Source organism: Leucobacter celer subsp. astrifaciens, assembly GCF_001273835.1.
GTDB lineage: Bacteria > Actinomycetota > Actinomycetes > Actinomycetales > Microbacteriaceae > Leucobacter > Leucobacter celer.
On sequence record NZ_JHEI01000132.1, the window covers coordinates 250,497 to 268,754 of the forward strand.

Below are 18,258 nucleotides of genomic sequence, written 5' to 3' on the forward strand. Positions count from 1 at the left end.
CTGAACCGTATGATCGGGCTAAACATTCCGACCGCCGCTGAGGCCCCCGGCCCCGCAATAGTTTGAGGAGTCCGATGAATACCCACGCTCTCGTTCTCGCACCGCTCCTTCGTTTCTTCGCGTGGGCGCTCAGCCTGAGCGCTCTCTTCACGGGGATCGGGCTCACCGTGACCCGCGAGACCGTGCGCTGGTACGACGACGGGTTCGGCGAGGTCGAAGCGGTGTGGCCCGCCGGGCTCGTGCTGCTGGGCGTCGGAGTGCTGTCGACGGTGGCGGTGTCGATGATCGAGGCTCACCGTCTCTCGGCGCTCATCGCCGCAGGCGGCTCGACCGATCCAGGATCTGCCGCGCAGGTCGATCCGGATCGTGCCGTGGCCGAATCAGGCAGCGGTTGGACGGCCCCCGAGTCGTTTACACCGCCAGCAGCCGGGTGAGCTGCGCGCCCACCTTCTCGAACTCGATGAGGAATGCGTCGTGCCCGAACGGCGAGTCGATGCGTGTGGCGCGATCCCCGTCGAGACTGCCCGGGGTGTGTCGGGCGATCTCGTCCTGACCGTCGAGGGTGAAGAGGCGGTCGCTCGGGACGCCGAGCACCAGCGTCGGCAGTTCGAGCGTCGAGAGCGCGGCGCGCACCCCGCCCCGGCCGCGGCCCACGTCGTGCGAGTTCATGGCCTGCACCAGCGTGACGTAGCTGTTGGCGTCGAAACGGCGCGTGAACTTGTTGCCGTGGAAGTCGAGGTACGACTCCACCGCGAAGCGCCCGCCGCTGCCCAGGGGGCTGACCGCCGACTGCCAGGAGCGGCCGAAGCGCTCGTCGAGCTCGGTGTTGCTGCGGTAGTTGAGCAGGGCGAGCCGGCGGGCCGTCGCGAGGCCGTGGTGCGGGCCGATGCCGTCGGGAGCGTCGTAGTAGTTTCCGCCGCGGTACGAGGGATCGGAGCGGATCGCCTCCAGCTGCACGAGGTTGAGCCCGATCTGATCGGCAGTCGTCACGGGCGGCGCGGCGATCACGGCGAGGCGGGCCGTGCGATCCTGGTGAGCGATGCTCCACTCGAGCGCGTGCATGCCGCCCATCGAGCCGCCGATCACGGCCTCGAAGCGCTCGATCCCGATCTCGTCGGCGAAGCGCGCCGCCGCGGCCACCTGGTCGCGGATCGTGAGGTAGGGGAAGCGGCCACCCCACTCGCGGCCCGTCGGGTCGAGGGAGCCCGGGCCCGTCGACCCCTGGCACCCGCCCAGCACGTTGGGCGCGACGATGCAGTAGCGGCTCGTGTCGAGCGGGCGGCCCGGGCCGACGATCTCCGACCACCAGCCGTCGGTGGGGTGCCCGGGACCCGCGGAGCCGACGAGATGGCTGTCTCCGGTGAGCGCGTGGAAGACGAGGATCGCGTTGTCGCGGCGCTCATTCAGCTCGCCGAAGGTCTCGTAGGCGATGCGCGCGTTCGGGATCTCGACGCCCGCCTCGGTCGTGACCGCTCCGATCGGCACGAAGTCGCGCTCGCCCACCGGGTCCCCGTCGCGCCAGCCGCCCGAGATCGGCGGCCGCCCCATGAGGGCGCGCAGCTGCGCGTCCGTGATGAAGTCGGTGGGGAACGAGTCCTCGGGCGTCTGCCAGTCCATAACTGTCCATTCTGCCGGGGCTGCGGGTGGCGCGCGCGAATGTTACGAGCGGGTGGATGCCGAACATGAGAAATCGGAGTCCCGAAGGGCTGCTTCCTGCGAGGTGAAGCAGCCCTTCGGGACTCCGATTTGCGGTGCGTGCGCCTATGCGTTGGCGGCGGCTGCGACGACCGCGCGCGCCGCCGCGAAGCCCTTCTCGAGGTCGTCCTTGATGTCATCGATGTGCTCGAGGCCCACCGAGAGGCGCACGAGACCCGGGGTGACACCCGCGGTGAGCTGCTGCTCGGGGGTGAGCTGCGAGTGCGTGGTCGATGCCGGGTGGATGATGAGCGAGCGCACGTCGCCGATGTTCGCGACGTGGCTGAACAGCTCGACCGAGTTGACGAAGGCCTTGCCGGCCTCGACACCGCCCTTCAGTTCGAACGACAGCACGGCGCCCACACCCTTGGGTGCGTACTGGTTCGCGGCCGCGTACCAGGGCGAGGTGGGCAGGCCCGAGTAGTAGACGGTGGCGACGTCGTCGTGCGCGTCGAGCCACTCGGCGACGTTCTGCGCGTTCTGCACGTGGCGCTCGATGCGCAGCGACAGCGTCTCGATGCCCTGCAGCAGCAGCCAGGCGCTGTTCGGGGCGATCGCCGAGCCCAGGTCGCGCAGCAGCTGCACGCGCGCCTTGATGATGTAGGCGATCGCGTCGCCCACGGCGCCGGTGTAGCTGACGCCGTTGTACGAGGGATCCGGCTCGGTGAGGCCGGGGAACTTGTCGACGTGCTTCGACCACTCGAACTTGCCGCCATCGACGATCACCCCGCCGAGGGTGGTGCCGTGGCCGCCGAGGAACTTCGTGGCCGAGTGGAGCACGATGTCGGCGCCGTGCTCGATCGGACGCACCAGGTAGGGGCTCGCGACCGTGTTGTCGACGATGAGCGGCACGCTGTTCTCGTGCGCCACGTCGGCGACCGCGCGGATGTCGAGCACGTTGGAACGCGGGTTGGCGATCGACTCGGCGAAGAAGAGCTTGGTGTTGGGACGCACGGCGCGCTGCCACGCGGCGGGGTCGTCCTGATCCTCGACGAAGGTGACCTCGATGCCGAGCTTCGCGAGCGAGTACTTGAAGAGGTTGTAGGTGCCGCCGTAGATCGAGCTGGAGGAGACGATGTGGTCGCCCGAGTTCGCGATGTTGAGCACGGCGAAGGTCGAGGCCGCCTGGCCGCTCGCGAGCAGCAGCGCCGCGGCGCCGCCCTCGAGTGCGGCGACGCGCTGCTCGGCGACGTCCTGCGTCGGGTTGGTGATGCGGGTGTAGATGGGCCCGAGCTCCGCGAGTGCGAAGCGGTTGGCCGCCTGCTCGGTGCTGTCGAAGACGAAGGCGGTGGTCTGGTGGATCGGCAGCGCGCGTGCGCCGGTCGCCGGGTCGGGCTGCTGGCCCGCGTGGATCTGCTTGGTCTCGAATCCCCAGGCGGTGTGGTCGGTCATGGGTGCTCCTCGCTGAGTGTGCTTGCTGCGTGTGATGGAGAAAGGTGGCGCGCGGTGCTGCGCTGGTGAACAGACTACGAAGCGCATCTGAGAACGACAATGGTATGGGACACGCCGCGTAATCTGGTGGTCGGTGCGACGGCTGCGTCCACGACGGGCTGTGTCGACGAGGACATTAGGATCGAAGCGGAACCGTCGGAAGGAGAGCGCATGCTGAGGCGAGTGGTGGTGACGGGCGCGAGTTCCGGGATCGGAGCGGCGACCGTGCGACGGTTCGTCGAACTCGGGTGGCAGACCGTCGCCGTCGCCCGGCGCGAGGATCGACTGCGCGCTCTCGCGGAGGAGACCGGGGCGCACGCGGTGGTCTGCGACGTGACGGACGAAGAGCAGGTGGCGCGACTCGCGGCCGAGGTCGCCGAGACGGGCGGTGCCACGGGCCTCGTCAACAACGCGGGCGGTGCGATCGGCACCGAGTCGGTGGAGCACTCCTCGAACGAGGACTGGCGGCGCATGTTCGAGGTCAACGTGCTGGGCCTGCGGGCGGTGACGGCGGCGATGCTGCCGGTGCTGCGCGAGGGCGCGCGGCGCACCGGCTGGGCGTCGATCCTCAACCTCACCTCGACCGCCGGGCACAGCGCCTACCCCGGAGGCGGAGGCTACAACGCGGCGAAGTACGCGGCCCGCGCGGTGACGGAGGTACTGCGACTCGAGCTCGCGGGTGAGCCGATCAGGGTCATGGAACTCGCGCCGGGGCTCGTGCACACCGAGGAGTTCACGCTCAACCGCCTGCGGGGCGACGCCGAGGCGGCAGAGGCGCCCTATGCGGACGTGATCCCGCTGCGCGCCGAGGACGTCGCGCAGGTGCTGGTGGGCGCCTTCGAGCAGCCGCCGCACGTGAACCAGGACCTCATCGTGCTGCGGCCGGTGGCGCAGTCGAGCGTCTTCCACACGCATCGCGGGCCGCTGGCTCCGAAGGCCGGATGAGCGGGGCGGGTGAGAACGTGGGAATGAACCTGAACGAGCTGGCCGAGCACGGCTACATCGCGGCGGACTGGGCCGAGGCGCTCGAACCGGTGGGCGACCGCCTGTCCGAACTGGGACGCTTTCTGAACGCCGAGCGGGCGGAGGGGCAGCGGGTGCTCCCGGCGGGGGACCGGATCCTCGCCGCATTCCAGCGTCCCCTCGCCGACGTGCGAGTGCTCATCGTGGGGCAGGACCCCTATCCGACCCCGGGCCACCCGATCGGGCTCTCCTTCGCCACCGCACCCGAGGTGCGGCCGATCCCGCGCAGCCTGCAGAACATCTACAAGGAGATGCAGGACGATCTGGGCATCGCCCCCGCCGCGCACGGCGATCTCACCGCGTGGGCCGATCACGGAGTCATGCTGCTCAACCGCGTGCTGACGGTGCGCGCGGGCACGCCGGCCTCGCACCGCGGCAAGGGGTGGGAGGCGCTCACCGAGCACGCGATCCGCTCGCTCGTCGCGCGGGGCGGGCCGCTCGTCGCGATCCTCTGGGGCAATGACGCCCGTTCGCTGAAGCCGATGCTGGGAGACGTGCCGAGCATCGAGAGCCCGCACCCGTCGCCGCTGTCGGCCTCCCGCGGCTTCTTCGGCTCGCGCCCCTTCAGCCGCGCGAACGAGGCGCTGCAGGCGCAGGGCGCGGAGCCCGTGCAGTGGGAGTTGACCCGCCAGGAGTAGACCGGCGACCAGCGCAGGTCGACCGGGGTCCGCCCGCCGGTCGAGCGAGCGGATCCCGCCCGCCGGTTGAGCGAGCGGAGCGAGTCGAAACCCAGGCGGCCCGCGCAGCCTTGATTTCGACTGCGCTCGTGCCTCGCTCCGCTCGATCGGCGGTGGGGCGCTCGTGCCTCGCTCCGCTCGATCGGCGGTGGCGCGCTCGTGCCTCGCTACCGCCCGAGGCGCTGGGCGAGACCCGCTGCGGCCTCGAGCACGAGGAGCGCCGCGAGCCGCACCGTGCGACCGTCGGGGGCGTCTGCCGACGCGTCGACCTCGGCGATGTCGATGCCGCGCACGCGGGGATCGGCGGCGAGCAGCCGGGTGATGCGGCGCAGCTCGTGCGCCTCGAGGCCGCCGGGGATCGAGGCCGGGCAGCCGGGTGCGACCGAGCGGTCGCAGACGTCGACGTCGAGGTCGACGTGGATCGGCCCGCCACCGGCGCCCGCGATGTGCAGCGCCTCGTCGACCACCTCGCGCAGCGGGCGGTCGTGCAGCTCGTCGCGGTGGATCACGGTGATGCCCAGCTCGCGCGCCCGCTGCCGGTAGGCGCGCGAGTTGGCGAAGTCCGCGATGCCGATCTGCACGATGCGGTGCGGGTTGAGGCCGGCCTCGACGAGGCGTCGCACGGGCGAGCCGTTGCTGCGCCCGTCGCGGAGGTCGTGGTGGGCGTCGAGCGTGATGAGCCCGGCCGTGTCGAGCGCGGATCCGGCTACGCCGAGCGCGGCGGGCACGGTCAGGGCGTTGTCGCCGCCGAGCGCCACGACGAGCTCGGAGCGCTGCGCGAGTTCCGCGATCCGCTCGGCGGCCGCGATCTCCCCGGCCTCCGTATCGGGATCGGCGAGGTCTCCGGCGTCGGCGATGCGCAGTTCTTCGTCGAGCACCAGCTCGGCCTCGGGGCCGCGGCCGCCCGGGTTGCCGAGCGCCACGAGGTGCGACGAGTAGCGCCGCAGCGCCGCGCGGATCGCGGCCGGGGTCTCGTGCGCGTTGGTGGGGGAGAGCGAGGTGTGCGCGGTGGGCACGCCCACGATCGTGAGCTCGGCCCGGGCTCCGACGGCGTCGGGCTCCGGCCAGCCGCCCGTTCGTGGCCAGGAGGGATCGTGCGACAGGGGCGGGGATACGGCTTCAGCGCTCATATCTGCGACGTTAGCAAGAGACGATTGCCAGCGGCCAGGGTCCCTTGCGATCAAGTCCGGTATCCCGGACAATGAAGGCGGCGAGGCTATCGCCTGCAGCGCCGCCTTCAGATGGAATCGACAACATGAGCAGTTCTTCTTCCCGTACCCCCGCCGTCGTCCTCGGCGCCGCACCGCTGACCGTCGCGGACGTCGTCGCCGTCGCCCGAGAGGACGCACCCGTCGAGCTCTCCTCGGAGGCGCTCGCGCGCGTCGCCGCGAGCCGGCAGATCATCGAGGATCTGGCGAACGACAGCCGGCCCCACTACGGCGTCTCCACCGGCTTCGGCGCACTCGCCAAGGTGCAGATCCCGGTCGAGAAGCGCCAGCAGCTGCAGCGCAGCCTCATCCGCTCGCACGCGGCGGGCACGGGCCCGGAGGTCGAGCGGGAGGTGGCGCGCGCGCTCATGCTGCTGCGCCTGAACACCCTCGCGACCGGCCGCACGGGTGTGCGCCCGGTCGTGGTCGAGACCTACGCGACCATTCTCAACGCCGGCATCACGCCCGTGGTGCACGAGTACGGTTCGCTCGGCTGCTCGGGCGACCTCAGCCCGCTCGCGCACTGCGCGCTCACGCTGATGGGCGAGGGAGAGGTGCGCGTCTCGCGGGACCCGCACGCCGCTCCGGTGCCGGCGGCGGACGCGCTCGCCGCTGCCGGCATCGCGCCGCTCGTGCTGGCCGAGAAGGAGGGGCTGGCCCTCATCAACGGCACCGACGGCATGCTCGGCATGCTCTGCCTCGCGCTGCACGATCTCACGCGGCTGCTGGCGGTCGCCGACGTCGCCGCCGCCGCGAGCGTCGAGGCGCTGACCGGCACCGACGCGGTGTTCGCCGCCGATCTGCAGGCGCTGCGCCCGCACCCCGGCCAGGCGAGCGCGGCAGCCAACATGCGCAGCGTGCTCGACGGCTCGGGTCTGATCCAGCGCCCGCGCGAGGGCGAATTCACGCGGGTGCAGGACGCCTACTCGCTGCGCTGCGCACCGCAGGTGCACGGGGCGGCGCGCGACACCGCCGCCCACGCCGCGCGGGTCGCGGCGGTCGAGCTGGTGTCGGCCGTCGACAACCCGGTCGTCACCCTCGACGGCCGCGTGGAGTCGAACGGCAACTTCCACGGCGCCCCCGTCGCCTATGTGCTCGACTTCCTCGCCATCGCGGTCGCCGACGTGGCCAGTATCTCCGAGCGCCGCACCGACCGCTTCCTCGACGTGGCGCGCAATCACGGCCTGCCGCCCTTCCTCGCGGCCGACGCCGGCCTGGACTCGGGCCTCATGATCGCGCAGTACACCGCCGCGGGCATCGTGTCCGAGCTCAAGCGCCTCGCGGCTCCCGCCTCGGTCGATTCGATCCCCTCGTCGGCGATGCAGGAGGACCACGTCTCGATGGGCTGGCACGCGGGACGCAAGCTGCGCCGCGCCGTCGACGGCCTGGCGCGCGTGCTCGGGATCGAGCTGCTCGCCTCCACCCGGGCGCTCGACTTCCGCTCGGCTGCGGGCGAGGGCGCCCCCGCGCCCGCGACGGCGGCCGTTCACGCGCTCTTCCGCACCCGCATCTCGGAGCCCGACACCGATTCCTTCCTCTCGCCGACCATCGCCGTGGCCCACGAGTTCGTGGCGAGCGGAGAGGTGCTGACCGAGGTGGAGCGGGCGGTCGGCGCTCCGCTCGCCTGAGCGAGTGCGATCCCGCACCCCGATCCTGTCGTTGAGAAACGCCGAGAAACGCCGAGAAACGCTGAGAAACACGGAGTCCCACATGGCTGCATCAGACCGTACGAGGCAGCCATGTGGGACTCCGCGTTTCGAGGGCGACCGGGCGGCGCGGGCGCCACGAGTCGACGGGCTGCGAGCGTGAGCGCGCCGAAGGTGCCCGCGGCCGATCAGACGCTGCGGATCCTCGGCCTGCTCGCCGGATCGCGGGGCCCGATGGCCGCCAGCATGATCGCGAGCCGGCTCGAGCTGCCGCGATCCACCGTCTATCAGCTGCTCGCCACGCTGCAGCAGCACGGCTTCGTGATGCACCTGCCCGAGGAGAAGCGGTACGGACTCGGGATCGCCGCGGTCGAGCTGAGTTCGGCCTACGCCCGGCAGGAGCCGCTCGCGCGCATCGGCCGCCCGCTCGTGACGGCCCTCGTCGACCGGGTGCGTCAGAGCTGCCACCTCGCCGTGCCGCACGGCCGCGACGTGCTGTACGTGATCGAGGAGCGTGCGCCGGGATCCCCGCACCTCGTCACCGATGTCGACGTGCGGCTGCCGATCCAGCTCACCGCGAGCGGGCGCGCGATCCTGGCGGCTCTGCCGAAGGCGCAGGTGCGGGCGCTGTTCCCGGATCGCGAGTCCTTCGTGCACCGCCACTCCGAGGGCGAGGACGCGATCGACCGCTACTCGCGGCTGCGCGCCGTGCTCGACGAGACGCGTGCGCGGGGGTTCGCGTTGGAGCGGGGGTCGGTGACCGCCGGCCTCGCGTCGATCGGCGTGCCCGTGCTCGATCATCGCGGCTGGCCGGTGGCCGCGCTCGCGGCGACGTTCGAGGAGAAGGACCTCGCCGACGAACGGCTCGCCGCGCTCGCCGCGGAGGTGCGGCGCACTGCGGAGACGCTGTCGGCGCGGATCCACGGCCGGGCTGCGCGCAGCTGACGGCCGTCTCGCTCGGTCCTGAGGGCCGTCCCGCTCGGTCCTGTGGGCCGGGCCGCGCGCGTCTGGACCAGCTGGTTTCCATATCCGACTGCAGAATCGCCTTCGCGCGCTGCAGTTCATGGTTCCGCAGAAGATATGGGATCTGCAGGAGATATGGCCGATCCTGGTCTGAATCGCATATCCACGGCAGATCCCATATCTTCCGCGGAACCGTGCGCATCGACGGGAGCCGAGCCGCAGTAGTCTCGCGGCCGTGTAGAATAGTGAGCTGTACTTCGGCGAGGGGCGCTCCGGCGCCCGTGATCGACGCGGGACGGACTGCCTCAGCGGGCCATCTTGCTGCGTTACTACGCAAGTGCGAGACACCAATCCTGGCGGCACGGCCGCCCTCATTGGGCGAGAGCCCGCAAGGAGAGAACATCATGAGCAAGACCAATACGCTGGTCGCCTCCATCCGCGAGAGCTTCGGCAAGGGTGCAGCGCGCAAGCTGCGCGCCGTCGGGCAGACCCCGGCCGTCATCTACGGCCACGGCACCGACCCGGTGCACGTCTCGGTCGAGACCCACCCGCTGAGCCTCATCATCCGTCACGCCAACGCGATCATCGAGCTCGACATCGAGGGCCGCAAGGAGCTCGTGCTGGTCAAGGACGTGCAGAAGGATCCGGTGCGCCAGATCATCGAGCACATCGACCTGCTCGTCGTGAAGAAGGGCGAGACCGTCGAGGTCGAGGTGCCGATCCACGTCACCGGCGAGTCGTTCGCGGGCACCAACGCCCTGCAGGAGCTCAACACGCTGCACCTCAGCGTTCCCGCGACCTCCATCCCCGAGAACGTCGAGGTGAGCGTCGAGGGCCTCGAAGAGGGTGCGCACATCGTCACCGGCGACATCGAGCTGCCGAAGGGCGCCAGCCTGCTCGGCGACGCCGACCTGCTCGTCGTCAACATCGTCGTGCCGCGCGGCGCCACGGCCGAGGAAGAGGCCGCTGAGGAAGCCGCTGCCGAGTAATCACTTACGGCGTTCGGGCCCGTGGAGCATCGCCTGCTCGACGGGCCCGTTCGCATTCTGCGAGGATGATCGATGTTCTGGAGCAAGCGGAGAAAGACGGAGGATCGCGTGTCCGGTGACAGCTGGCTGATCGTCGGCCTGGGAAACCCCGGTGCCAAGTACGAGGCGACGCGGCACAACGTGGGGCAGATGGCGCTCGACGTGCTCGCCGATCGCATCGGCGGTCGGTTCTCGCCGCACAAGACCGGATCCCGGATCGCCGAGGGCAGGGTTCGGCCGGGCGGGCCCAAGCTCATCCTCGCCAAGTCGAACGGCTACATGAACACCTCGGGCGGCCCGGTCTCCGCGCTCGCCAAGTACTTCGACGTGGCGCCGGATCGCATCATCGTGATCCACGACGAGCTCGACCTGCCCTTCGACAGCGTCAAACTGAAGCAGAGCGGCGGGCACGGCGGGCACAACGGCCTGCGCGACATCGCCAAGGCACTCGGCACTCCGGAGTTCCTGCGGGTGCGCGTCGGCATCGGCCGCCCGCCGGGGCAGCAGGACCCCGCCGACTACGTGCTGCGACCGTTCGGCACGAGCGAGCGGAGCACGCTCCCGGTGCTGCTCGAGGACGCGGCGGACGCGGCCGAGGCGATCGTGGACGAGGGCCTGCTGGCCGCGCAGCAGCGATTCCACGGGCGGGCCGCGAAATGACGCTGCGGGGGATCGACCGGCTGCTCGAGGCCTCGCCGTCGTTCGCACGAGCGCTCGACGCGAGCCCCCTCGATTCGGAGTTCTCGGTCGCCGAGGGGCTGCGCGCGCCGCTGATCGCCGGCCTGCTGCGACGCCGCCGCGAGGCGGGGGATCGCGGGGCGCTGCTCGTGATCGCCGCGACGAGCCGCGAGGCGGACGCGCTGCGCTCGGCACTCGCCTCTCTCGTGCCCGAGGCGCGGACCGCCGAGTTCCCCGCGTGGGAGACGCTGCCGCACGAGCGGCTGAGCCCGAGCGCCGAGACGGTCGGGCGCCGCGCGGCGGCGCTGCGGTTGCTGCGCGAGCACGACCCGGCACGCCCGCTCATCCTCGTGGCCTCGGTGCGGGCCGCGCTGCAGCCGGTCTCGCCGCACGCCGCCCAGGCCGAGCCTCTGGTGCTGCGCGCCGGGGAGACCCCGATGGTCGAGCGAGCGCAGCGACTCGAAACCAGGAGCGTGGCGGAACGGAATTCGAAGGCGTCGGATGGTTTCGACTCCGCTCCGCTTCGCTCAACCGGCGAGGTCGGCCTCGAAGCCATCGCCCGCGGCCTGGTGCTGCGAGCCTACACGCGCGTGGACATGGTCACGAGGCGCGGCGAGTTCGCCGTGCGCGGCGGGATCCTCGACGTCTTCCCGCCGGAGGCCTCGCAGGCCGTGCGCGTGGACTTCTTCGGAGACGAGATCGACCAGATCCGTCGCTTTGCCGTGTCCGACCAGCGCAGCGCGGGCGACCCGCTCCCCGAGGTCGAGCTGTGGCCGGCGCGCGAGTTGCTGCTCACCGACGAGGTGCGCGAGCGCGCTGCGGAACTGCTGCCGCGCTTCCCGGCGCTCGGCGGGCTGCTCGAGAAGATGAGCCAGGGCATCCCCGTCGAAGGCATGGAGAGCCTCCTGCCGCAGCTCGTTCCCGGTGTGCAGCCTCTGACCGCACTGCTGCCCGAGGGCGGCGCGGTGCTCGTCGCGTCGCCCGAGCGGGTGGCGGGGCGCGCCGTGAGCCTGGCCGAGACCAACCGCGAATTCCTGGAGGCCGCCTGGATCGCGGCCACCGCCGGTGCCGATGCGCCGGTACCCACGGAGGACAGCGGCATGCTGTCCGTCGGCGAGCTGCGCGCGGCGTCGCACGGGCGGCCGTGGTGGACGGTCTCGACCTTCGTCGCCGGTGAGGACGTTGCTTCCTCGCCGGCTGAGCGAGCGGAGCGAGTCGAAGGATCGGAACCTGGATCGCTCGACGGTTTCGACTCGCTTCGCTCGCTCAACCAGCGGGATGATTCGCTCCGCTCGCTCAACCAGCGGGATGATTCGCTCCGCTCAATCGACGGAGACCCCCTCGCCGTCAACGTCGCCGGCGGAGCCTTCCCCCGGCACGCGGCCGGAGCCGATGCCACGGGCTCCGCGATCCGCCTGTTCTCCGAGCGCCTGCGCGACGGCTGGCACGTGATCGTCAGCGCCCAGGGCGTCGGCCTCGTGGAGCGGGCGCGCGACGTCCTCTCCGAGGCGGGTGCGGCGGCCCGCATGGTCGACGAACTTCCCGAGCGCCTCGAGGACGGCATCGTCTACCTCGTCGCGGGCACCGCGTGGTCGGGCTTCGAGAGCGCCGAGGCGAAGCTGCTGCTGGCCACCGAGGCGGAGTTCTTCGGGCGTTCGGTGGGGTCGCAGGTCGCGGGCGGGCAGAAGCTCGCGAAGCGGCGCGGCAAGAACGTGGTGGATCCGCTGAAGCTCGTCGCGGGCGACTACGTGGTGCACGAGACCCACGGCATCGGGCGGTTCGTCGAGCTGACGCAGCGCATGGTGCCGACCGGCATCGGACGCGACGCGACGAAGGCCCTGCGCGAGTACCTCGTGCTCGAGTACGCGTCGAGCAAGCGCGGCATGCCCAAGGACAAGCTGTACGTGCCGACCGATCAGCTCGATCAGCTCTCCCGCTACGTCGGCGGTGAGGCCCCCGCCCTCTCCAAGATGGGCGGCAGCGACTGGGCCAACGCCAAGAAGAAGGCCCGCAAGGCGGTGCGCGACATCGCGGTGGAGCTCGTCAAGCTCTACTCCGCCCGTGTCGCGTCGAAGGGGCACGCGTTCTCTCCCGACACCCCGTGGCAGCACGAGCTGGAGGAGGCGTTCCCGTACGCGGAGACGCTCGACCAGCTCACCACGATCGATGAGGTGAAGCGCGACATGGAGCGCGAGATCCCGATGGATCGCCTCGTCGCTGGTGACGTCGGCTTCGGCAAGACGGAGGTCGCCGTGCGCGCCGCGTTCAAGGCGGTGCAGGACGGCAAGCAGGTCGCGATGCTCGTGCCGACCACGCTGCTCGTGAACCAGCACCTCGAGACCTTCCAGGATCGCTTCGCGGGGTTCCCCGTGCAGTTGCGGGCGCTCAGCCGTTTCCAGACCGACAAGGAAGCGAAGGAGACGACCGAGGGGCTCGCCGCGGGCACGATCGATGTCGTCATCGGCACGCACCGCCTGCTCTCCGACAACGTGCTCTACAAGGATCTCGGGCTGCTCATCATCGACGAGGAGCAGCGCTTCGGCGTCGAGCACAAGGACGCGCTGAAGAAGCTCAAGACCAACGTCGACATCCTCGCGATGAGTGCGACCCCGATCCCGCGCACGCTCGAGATGGCGGTCACCGGTATCCGCGAGATGTCGACCCTCGCGACGGCTCCCGAAGACCGGCACCCGATCCTCACCTTCGTCGGCCCTCGCAGCGACAAGCAGATCACGGCCGCGATCCGGCGCGAGATGCTGCGCGAGGGGCAGGTGTTCTTCGTGCACAACCGCGTCGCATCGATCAACCGGGTCGCCGCGCAGATCGCCGAGCTCGTACCCGAGGCCCGGGTCGCCGTGGCGCACGGCAAGCTGGGGGAGCACCAGCTCGAGCAGGTCGTGCAGGACTTCTGGGAGCGCAAGTTCGACGTGCTCGTCTCGACCACGATCATCGAGACCGGCCTCGACATCGCCAACGCCAACACGATCATCATCGACGCCGCGGACAAATACGGTCTGAGCCAGCTGCATCAGCTGCGCGGTCGGGTCGGGCGCAGCCGCGAGCGCGCCTACGCCTACTTCCTCTACGACCCGGAGAAGCCGCTCACCGAGCACGCTCACGAGCGCCTCGAGACACTCGCGGCCAACAACGAGCTGGGGTCCGGCATGCAGGTGGCGCTCAAGGATCTCGAGCTGCGCGGTGCTGGCAACCTGCTCGGCGGCGAGCAGTCGGGCCACATCGCGGGTGTCGGCTTCGACCTGTACCTGCGCATGATCGGCGAGGCGGTGAACACCTTCAAGGGGGAGGAATCGACCGGACCGGTCGAGCTGGTGCTCGAGCTGCCCGTCGACGCGCACATCCCCGAGGAGTACGTGGAGAGCGAGCGCCTGAGACTCGAGGCCTACCAGAAGTTCTCGGCCGCCTCGCACCCGCAGGCTCCCGACGACCACGTGGCGCTGGTGCTCGAGGAGCTCACCGACCGCTACGGCGAGCCGCCGGCCGAGGTGCTGCGGCTGGCCGCCGTGTCCGCGCTGCGCCGGCGCGCAGCGCGCCTGGGCCTCTCGAAGGTCGTCGCGGCGGGACCCGCGCTCCGCATCGAACCCGTCAAGCTGCTCGACTCCCGGCGCATGCGCATGAACCGTATGTACCCGGGAGCACGGTACACAGAGGCATCCGGCACGCTGCAGGTGCCGCTCCCGGGCGGCACCGCGTCGTCCCGGAGCCCGTTGGCCGGCGTCGGGCAGAAGAAGGTCGGCGACGAGAACGACATCGTCGCCTGGACGGCGCGGGTGCTCGCGACCCTGCTCGAGGAGGATGCGCCGGCGGGATCCTGACCCGCAGGCCCTGCGGCACGGGGGGGGGATCCCGAATCCGGGATCCCCGACCAGATGCGCCCCGCCCCAGGTATCCGCGCTCGGGGGCCTTCAGCCCGCTGAGGCGCGGCTGTCCGCCCTGTACAGGAAGGCCGCCATGGCTTCGCGGCTGACCGAACTCTTCGGCGCGTACTTCGGCCGACCGCCGGGCTGTCGGATGCCGGTCGATATCCCGGTCTCGTTCATCCAGGAGATCTGTCGGAAGAAGCGATCCCGGGGGTGCACATCGGCGAACGGCGACGCCTGCGGGGGCGCTGAGAGGGGCGTTGCGTCGCGTCGATGGAGGAAGACCGCCAAGGCTTCGCGGGTGACGTGCGCTTTGGGGCGATATGTCGGCTTGCCGGACGCCTGCCGGTGACCGGTGCTCAGCTTCGAATCCCACATCCAGGAGATCTCCCGGTAGAACTTGTCGCCTGGCTGCACGTCCGCAAAGTGAGATACTCTCGGCGCTCGGTAATCCTTCGGCGCAGACGATCGATAGAGGAAAGCAGCCATCGCCTCACGTGTCACCGGGGCCTGGGGCTCGTAGACGCGGTACGCTCTGCCCCGGGCGTCGATCCGGCTGATCCCGGTGGAGATGCCGCGCTGTGCCATCCAGTGGATCTCGCGCGCGAACTTGCTGCTCGGAGTGACATCGCGGAAGACCGGCTGCGGCGGTGTGACCGGCGTCTCGTCGTCATCGTCGTCACCGCTGCTGTCGTCGGCGTCCGTCACAGAGAACAGGTACCGCGTGCGCGCCGTCTCCTCATCGGGAAGCCAGGCCTCGATCCGGAACGAGGCGCCGGTGAGCCCCTCGGGGAAGAGCCGGTCGATCGGCACCACCGGAAGGCCGCTCGGGTGCGGGGCCGCACCGGCTCGCAACTGCTCGTAGCCCTCGCACAGATCCCGCTGCTCCCCGGTGGTGTTCGACTGCATCCAGAAGCAGATGTTCCCGGAGTACCCGCCGTCGCCCGCGTCGGCGGTGCTCTCCTCCTCGGTGCCTCCGAGCACATCGACCACGAAGACGGGCTTCCCGGTCTTCTCGTGGATCAGGTTGGTGTCGGGGTAGCCGTCTGCGAGCAGCGCGGCATCGTAGATCAGCGGCACCCGGCGGTCGTCGTAGGCGGGCACCACCTCGACGTCGAGCATGAAGGTGTTGCGCACCCGCTCGGCGCCGTTCACCGCCTCGATGGTGATCGGCGTGCTGAAGGTGCCGATGTCGTTCGCCGTGAGGCGGCCGCGGTAGTTGAGTTCCCACTCGGATCCGCTCCAGTCGAGCGACAGCATTCCCGTCTCGCGCACGAGCGGCAAGAACCGGCCCAGCTGGCCGTCCCCCAGCGCGAAGGCGACCGTGCTGCTACCGGACCGGCCCTCCGGCAGCGGCAGATCGCCCGCAGCGAGGGTGGCGATGGTGGCCGTGCCGTCAGTGGCGATCGGGATCTGCAGCTGCGCGCTCTGCTGACCGTGCCAGTTGATGCGCGCGCTCGCATGGGCCGACGGTGCGGCCGGTTCGATCGAGAAGCGGCGGGTGCTGTCGATGGTGAGCTCGCGCACCGCCGTCGTGCCCCACTGATTCGCGATCGAGACGATCACGGGCTGAGAGAGATCGGTGTCGGGATGCAGCTCGTGGCTGAGCGTGCCCGCGGGCACTGTCACCGCGCACGAAACCGGGTCTGCGGAGCAGGGGAGTACCGCACGCATTGAGGGCGACTCCTCCTCGCCGGCCCGCTTGGGCCACTGCACCTCGACGGTGAACTCGTCGATCGGGACGTTCGCGGCCAACCGCAGCGACAGCTCCACGCCGTCGTAGCCGTTGTCGTGCAGCTCGGCCACCGGAATCTGGATCTCCGGCGCACCGACGGTGAACTCCACCCGGCCGTGCACGGGGTCGGTGTCCGGGGCGTCCAACCGCGTCATCGTGACCTCGGCGATGTGCTGCCCCACTCGATCGGGTGCGAAGGCGAGGCGGAACCCCGAGTGCACCGACGGTGTCTCGTCGCCCGGAGCGTACACGCGCCATTCGTAGCTGAACCGCGCGGCGTCGGTGAAGAACGCCGGCTGGTAGGCTCCCTCGTCGGTCAGCGGATTCGCTGAGAGCACCAGCGCGCGGTTCGGCAGCATCACCCCCGATGCGCTGGGGGTGATGCGAGGCGTGATCGACTCGGGCGGCAGCAGGCGCAGCAGGCCGTGCGAGCCGTCGGCGAGCACCACGGTGAGGGCGCCCAGCTGTCCCGCGACGGTGAACGGCTCGTCGGGTTCGGTCGCGGCGGTCAGCGATGTGAAGCCGCCGCGCCGCTTCGTGGGGCTGGTGTCATCGGGCCACCAGGCCCGGCTCGCCACGCTTGCTGCGGCGGCGGGATCGCTGTGCCGCGAATCGACGTACTCGAACGCCGTGGTGGGGACCCATGACCCGCTGTTGCTGCGGCTCAGCAGCCAGCCGTCGCGGAACATGAGCTCCTGGCTGCCGCGGTCGTGCGGCAGTTTGAGCGACACCACATCGGTCTCTTGTCCGTCGAGCGTCCACCGGTAGTCGGTGATGTCGCTGCGCTCGGAGAGCTGCCAGAGCGCGGGGAGCGGTCGTGCCGTGGCGCCATCCGACTCCGCGAGCGACTTGGAGAACAGCAGCGCGTTGATCTGATCCCGGGCCTCGGCACCCGAATGCTGCGGCGGGTGCTGCTGGAAGTGCTCGAACGCGGGAATATCCGGTTGGTAGGCGACGCCTTCACGGGCCGCCCGTTCTTCGTCGAGGCGCAGCACGTCGACACCCTGGCCCGCCGCGTTGCGCGAGAGCGTGGTGCCGACGGCCGCATCGCTCACGAACTGCCAGATGGAGACGGCGATCATTGCCAAGCTCACGAGGATGATGATTGCAGGACCGGTGACCGCGGCAACCGTGCTGAAGCTCGATGCCACCGATGCGCCAGTGGCGCTGCCGACGACGAAGCTGGATTTGAGCGCGTGCGGGAAGACCACGCCGATGATGATGGAGATGTTGACCGCGCCGACCGCGACGAGCGCCCCGAGGGTGGCTCCCGCCGCGACCGAGACCCCGAGGCCCGCGGCCATGAAGGTGCCGATCTGCGCCTGCCGAACCTGCTCCGAGAACACGGCATCGGACGCGAGCGCGGTGAGATCGTCCTCCGAGCCGGCCTGGAACGCGCCCCACGCGGTGAAGCTCTGCGCCGTGGGGATCGGCGCCCCCCGAAACAGGCTCGGTGTGCGCAGTTGGCACCAGGCGCGCAGCTCTTGCGGCAGGGCGGGAATCTGGGCGGCATCGATGCCCTCCGGGGCGGTCGGAGGCCTGAACGTGCACGGGTTCGCGAGGTAGTCGTCGTAGAGCTGCTTCGCCGCCACGGCTGACGTGAACTGCCGTTGCCGCAGTTGGTCGCGTACGTACTCGACCGCTGAGGTCTCGTGCGCCTCGAGCGCGTCGCCGTAGACGTAGCGGGTCATCAGGGCCTGCACCTCAGTGGTGATCAATGAGGCGAGCTGGCTGCGTGCGTACTTGCGAATGCGGTTGTCGGCCGGCAGATCGTAGAGGGTGCGCAGCGTCTCCTCTGCCCTCGGCACGAGCCACCCGAGTGCGGCGGCGGCCTCCGGATTGCTGAACACCTCGGTGACGCTCGTCGCCGGAGGTGTGCCGAGCATGGTGAGCGGCTGGCGTACATCGCCGCCGGTGCAGGTATTCGTGACGAGCGAACCGAGCACCGCGACGTCTGACACGCACTGCGGAGCGGGAACGGGGGAATCGGGCTGGATGATCCCGTTCTGCACGATCACCTCGACAGGATCGGCAGCGGGATCAGTGCCGGGCAGGATCGGGATCGAGAAGTCGGGCAACTCGATGGCAGTACCGTTCTCCGCCTCAGCCCGTGGGGGGAGAGGCTCGACCACCAGCGTCGCGACCAGGGCGGTGCCGAGCAGCAGGGCGAGTACCCGCCCGAGTCGTCGACCGAGAACTGCGGTGTTCGATGTGTGCACGATGTTCCCCTTCCGGGCGCCACCGACGGCCCCGAGCGGCGCCCTCCGCCGCGCTGCCTCCATTCGACCTGAGCTGC

Annotated in this window: 12 protein-coding genes; 8 read left to right on the forward strand and 4 right to left on the reverse strand. The window is 70.4% G+C overall.

The window, feature by feature from the left end:
* Nucleotides 1-74 precede the first annotated feature (74 nt).
* Entirely contained in the window at nt 75-434 is a 360-nt protein-coding gene (locus AMS65_RS02055; RefSeq protein WP_053382498.1) for a hypothetical protein, read from the forward strand.
* On the opposite strand, the gene metX is transcribed toward AMS65_RS02055, so the two are convergent.
* Nucleotides 412-1,617, reverse strand: coding sequence for a homoserine O-acetyltransferase MetX (gene metX / locus AMS65_RS02060; protein ID WP_053382499.1), 1,206 nt, complete (start codon nt 1,615-1,617; stop codon nt 412-414). The genes AMS65_RS02055 and metX overlap by 23 nt on opposite strands.
* Before the next feature lie 144 nt (nt 1,618-1,761).
* Nucleotides 1,762-3,087, reverse strand: coding sequence for a bifunctional o-acetylhomoserine/o-acetylserine sulfhydrylase (locus AMS65_RS02065; protein WP_053382500.1), 1,326 nt, complete (start codon nt 3,085-3,087; stop codon nt 1,762-1,764).
* A gap of 210 nt (nt 3,088-3,297) precedes the next feature.
* Here AMS65_RS02065 and AMS65_RS02070 point away from each other — a divergent pair, with 210 nt between their 5' ends.
* Both AMS65_RS02070 and AMS65_RS02075 read left to right on the forward strand, forming a co-directional pair.
* Nucleotides 3,298-4,071 carry an SDR family oxidoreductase gene (locus AMS65_RS02070; protein ID WP_193786995.1) on the forward strand — a complete coding sequence of 258 codons (774 nt, stop codon included), beginning with the start codon at nt 3,298-3,300 and terminating at the stop codon, nt 4,069-4,071.
* Nucleotides 4,072-4,094: 23 nt separating this feature from the next.
* Nucleotides 4,095-4,787: a uracil-DNA glycosylase gene (locus AMS65_RS02075; protein WP_394324713.1), complete on the forward strand. Its 693-nt coding sequence runs from the start codon at nt 4,095-4,097 to the stop codon at nt 4,785-4,787.
* Between the two features lie 206 nt (nt 4,788-4,993).
* Here AMS65_RS02075 and AMS65_RS02080 read toward each other — a convergent pair whose 3' ends face one another.
* Nucleotides 4,994-5,956, reverse strand: coding sequence for an agmatinase family protein (locus AMS65_RS02080; RefSeq protein ID WP_053382502.1), 963 nt, complete (start codon nt 5,954-5,956; stop codon nt 4,994-4,996).
* Nucleotides 5,957-6,081: 125 nt separating this feature from the next.
* Between AMS65_RS02080 and hutH the strand changes: the two genes are divergently transcribed.
* The 5 genes from hutH to mfd all read left to right on the forward strand — a co-directional run bounded on the left by hutH (nt 6,082) and on the right by mfd (nt 14,182).
* Nucleotides 6,082-7,662: a histidine ammonia-lyase gene (gene hutH / locus AMS65_RS02085; protein WP_053382503.1), complete on the forward strand. Its 1,581-nt coding sequence runs from the start codon at nt 6,082-6,084 to the stop codon at nt 7,660-7,662.
* A 177-nt stretch (nt 7,663-7,839) separates the two neighbouring features.
* A complete protein-coding gene (locus AMS65_RS02090) occupies nt 7,840-8,625 on the forward strand; it encodes an IclR family transcriptional regulator (protein WP_241489304.1) in 786 nt (261 codons plus the stop codon).
* A gap of 422 nt (nt 8,626-9,047) precedes the next feature.
* The gene (locus tag AMS65_RS02095) at nt 9,048-9,632 is read left to right on the forward strand and encodes a 50S ribosomal protein L25/general stress protein Ctc (RefSeq protein WP_193786996.1); all 585 of its coding nucleotides are present in this window, start codon (nt 9,048-9,050) and stop codon (nt 9,630-9,632) included.
* Nucleotides 9,633-9,704: 72 nt separating this feature from the next.
* Nucleotides 9,705-10,331, forward strand: a complete 627-nt coding sequence (gene pth / locus AMS65_RS02100; RefSeq protein WP_053382505.1) for an aminoacyl-tRNA hydrolase — start codon at nt 9,705-9,707, stop codon at nt 10,329-10,331.
* Nucleotides 10,328-14,182, forward strand: coding sequence for a transcription-repair coupling factor (mfd, locus tag AMS65_RS19760; protein WP_053382506.1), 3,855 nt, complete (start codon nt 10,328-10,330; stop codon nt 14,180-14,182). The genes pth and mfd overlap by 4 nt, the downstream gene beginning before the upstream one ends.
* Nucleotides 14,183-14,272: 90 nt before the next feature.
* Here the strand turns inward: mfd and AMS65_RS02110 are convergent, their stop codons facing one another.
* Nucleotides 14,273-18,181, reverse strand: a complete 3,909-nt coding sequence (locus AMS65_RS02110) for an S-layer homology domain-containing protein (protein ID WP_157502017.1) — start codon at nt 18,179-18,181, stop codon at nt 14,273-14,275.
* Nucleotides 18,182-18,258: the final 77 nt, after the last annotated feature.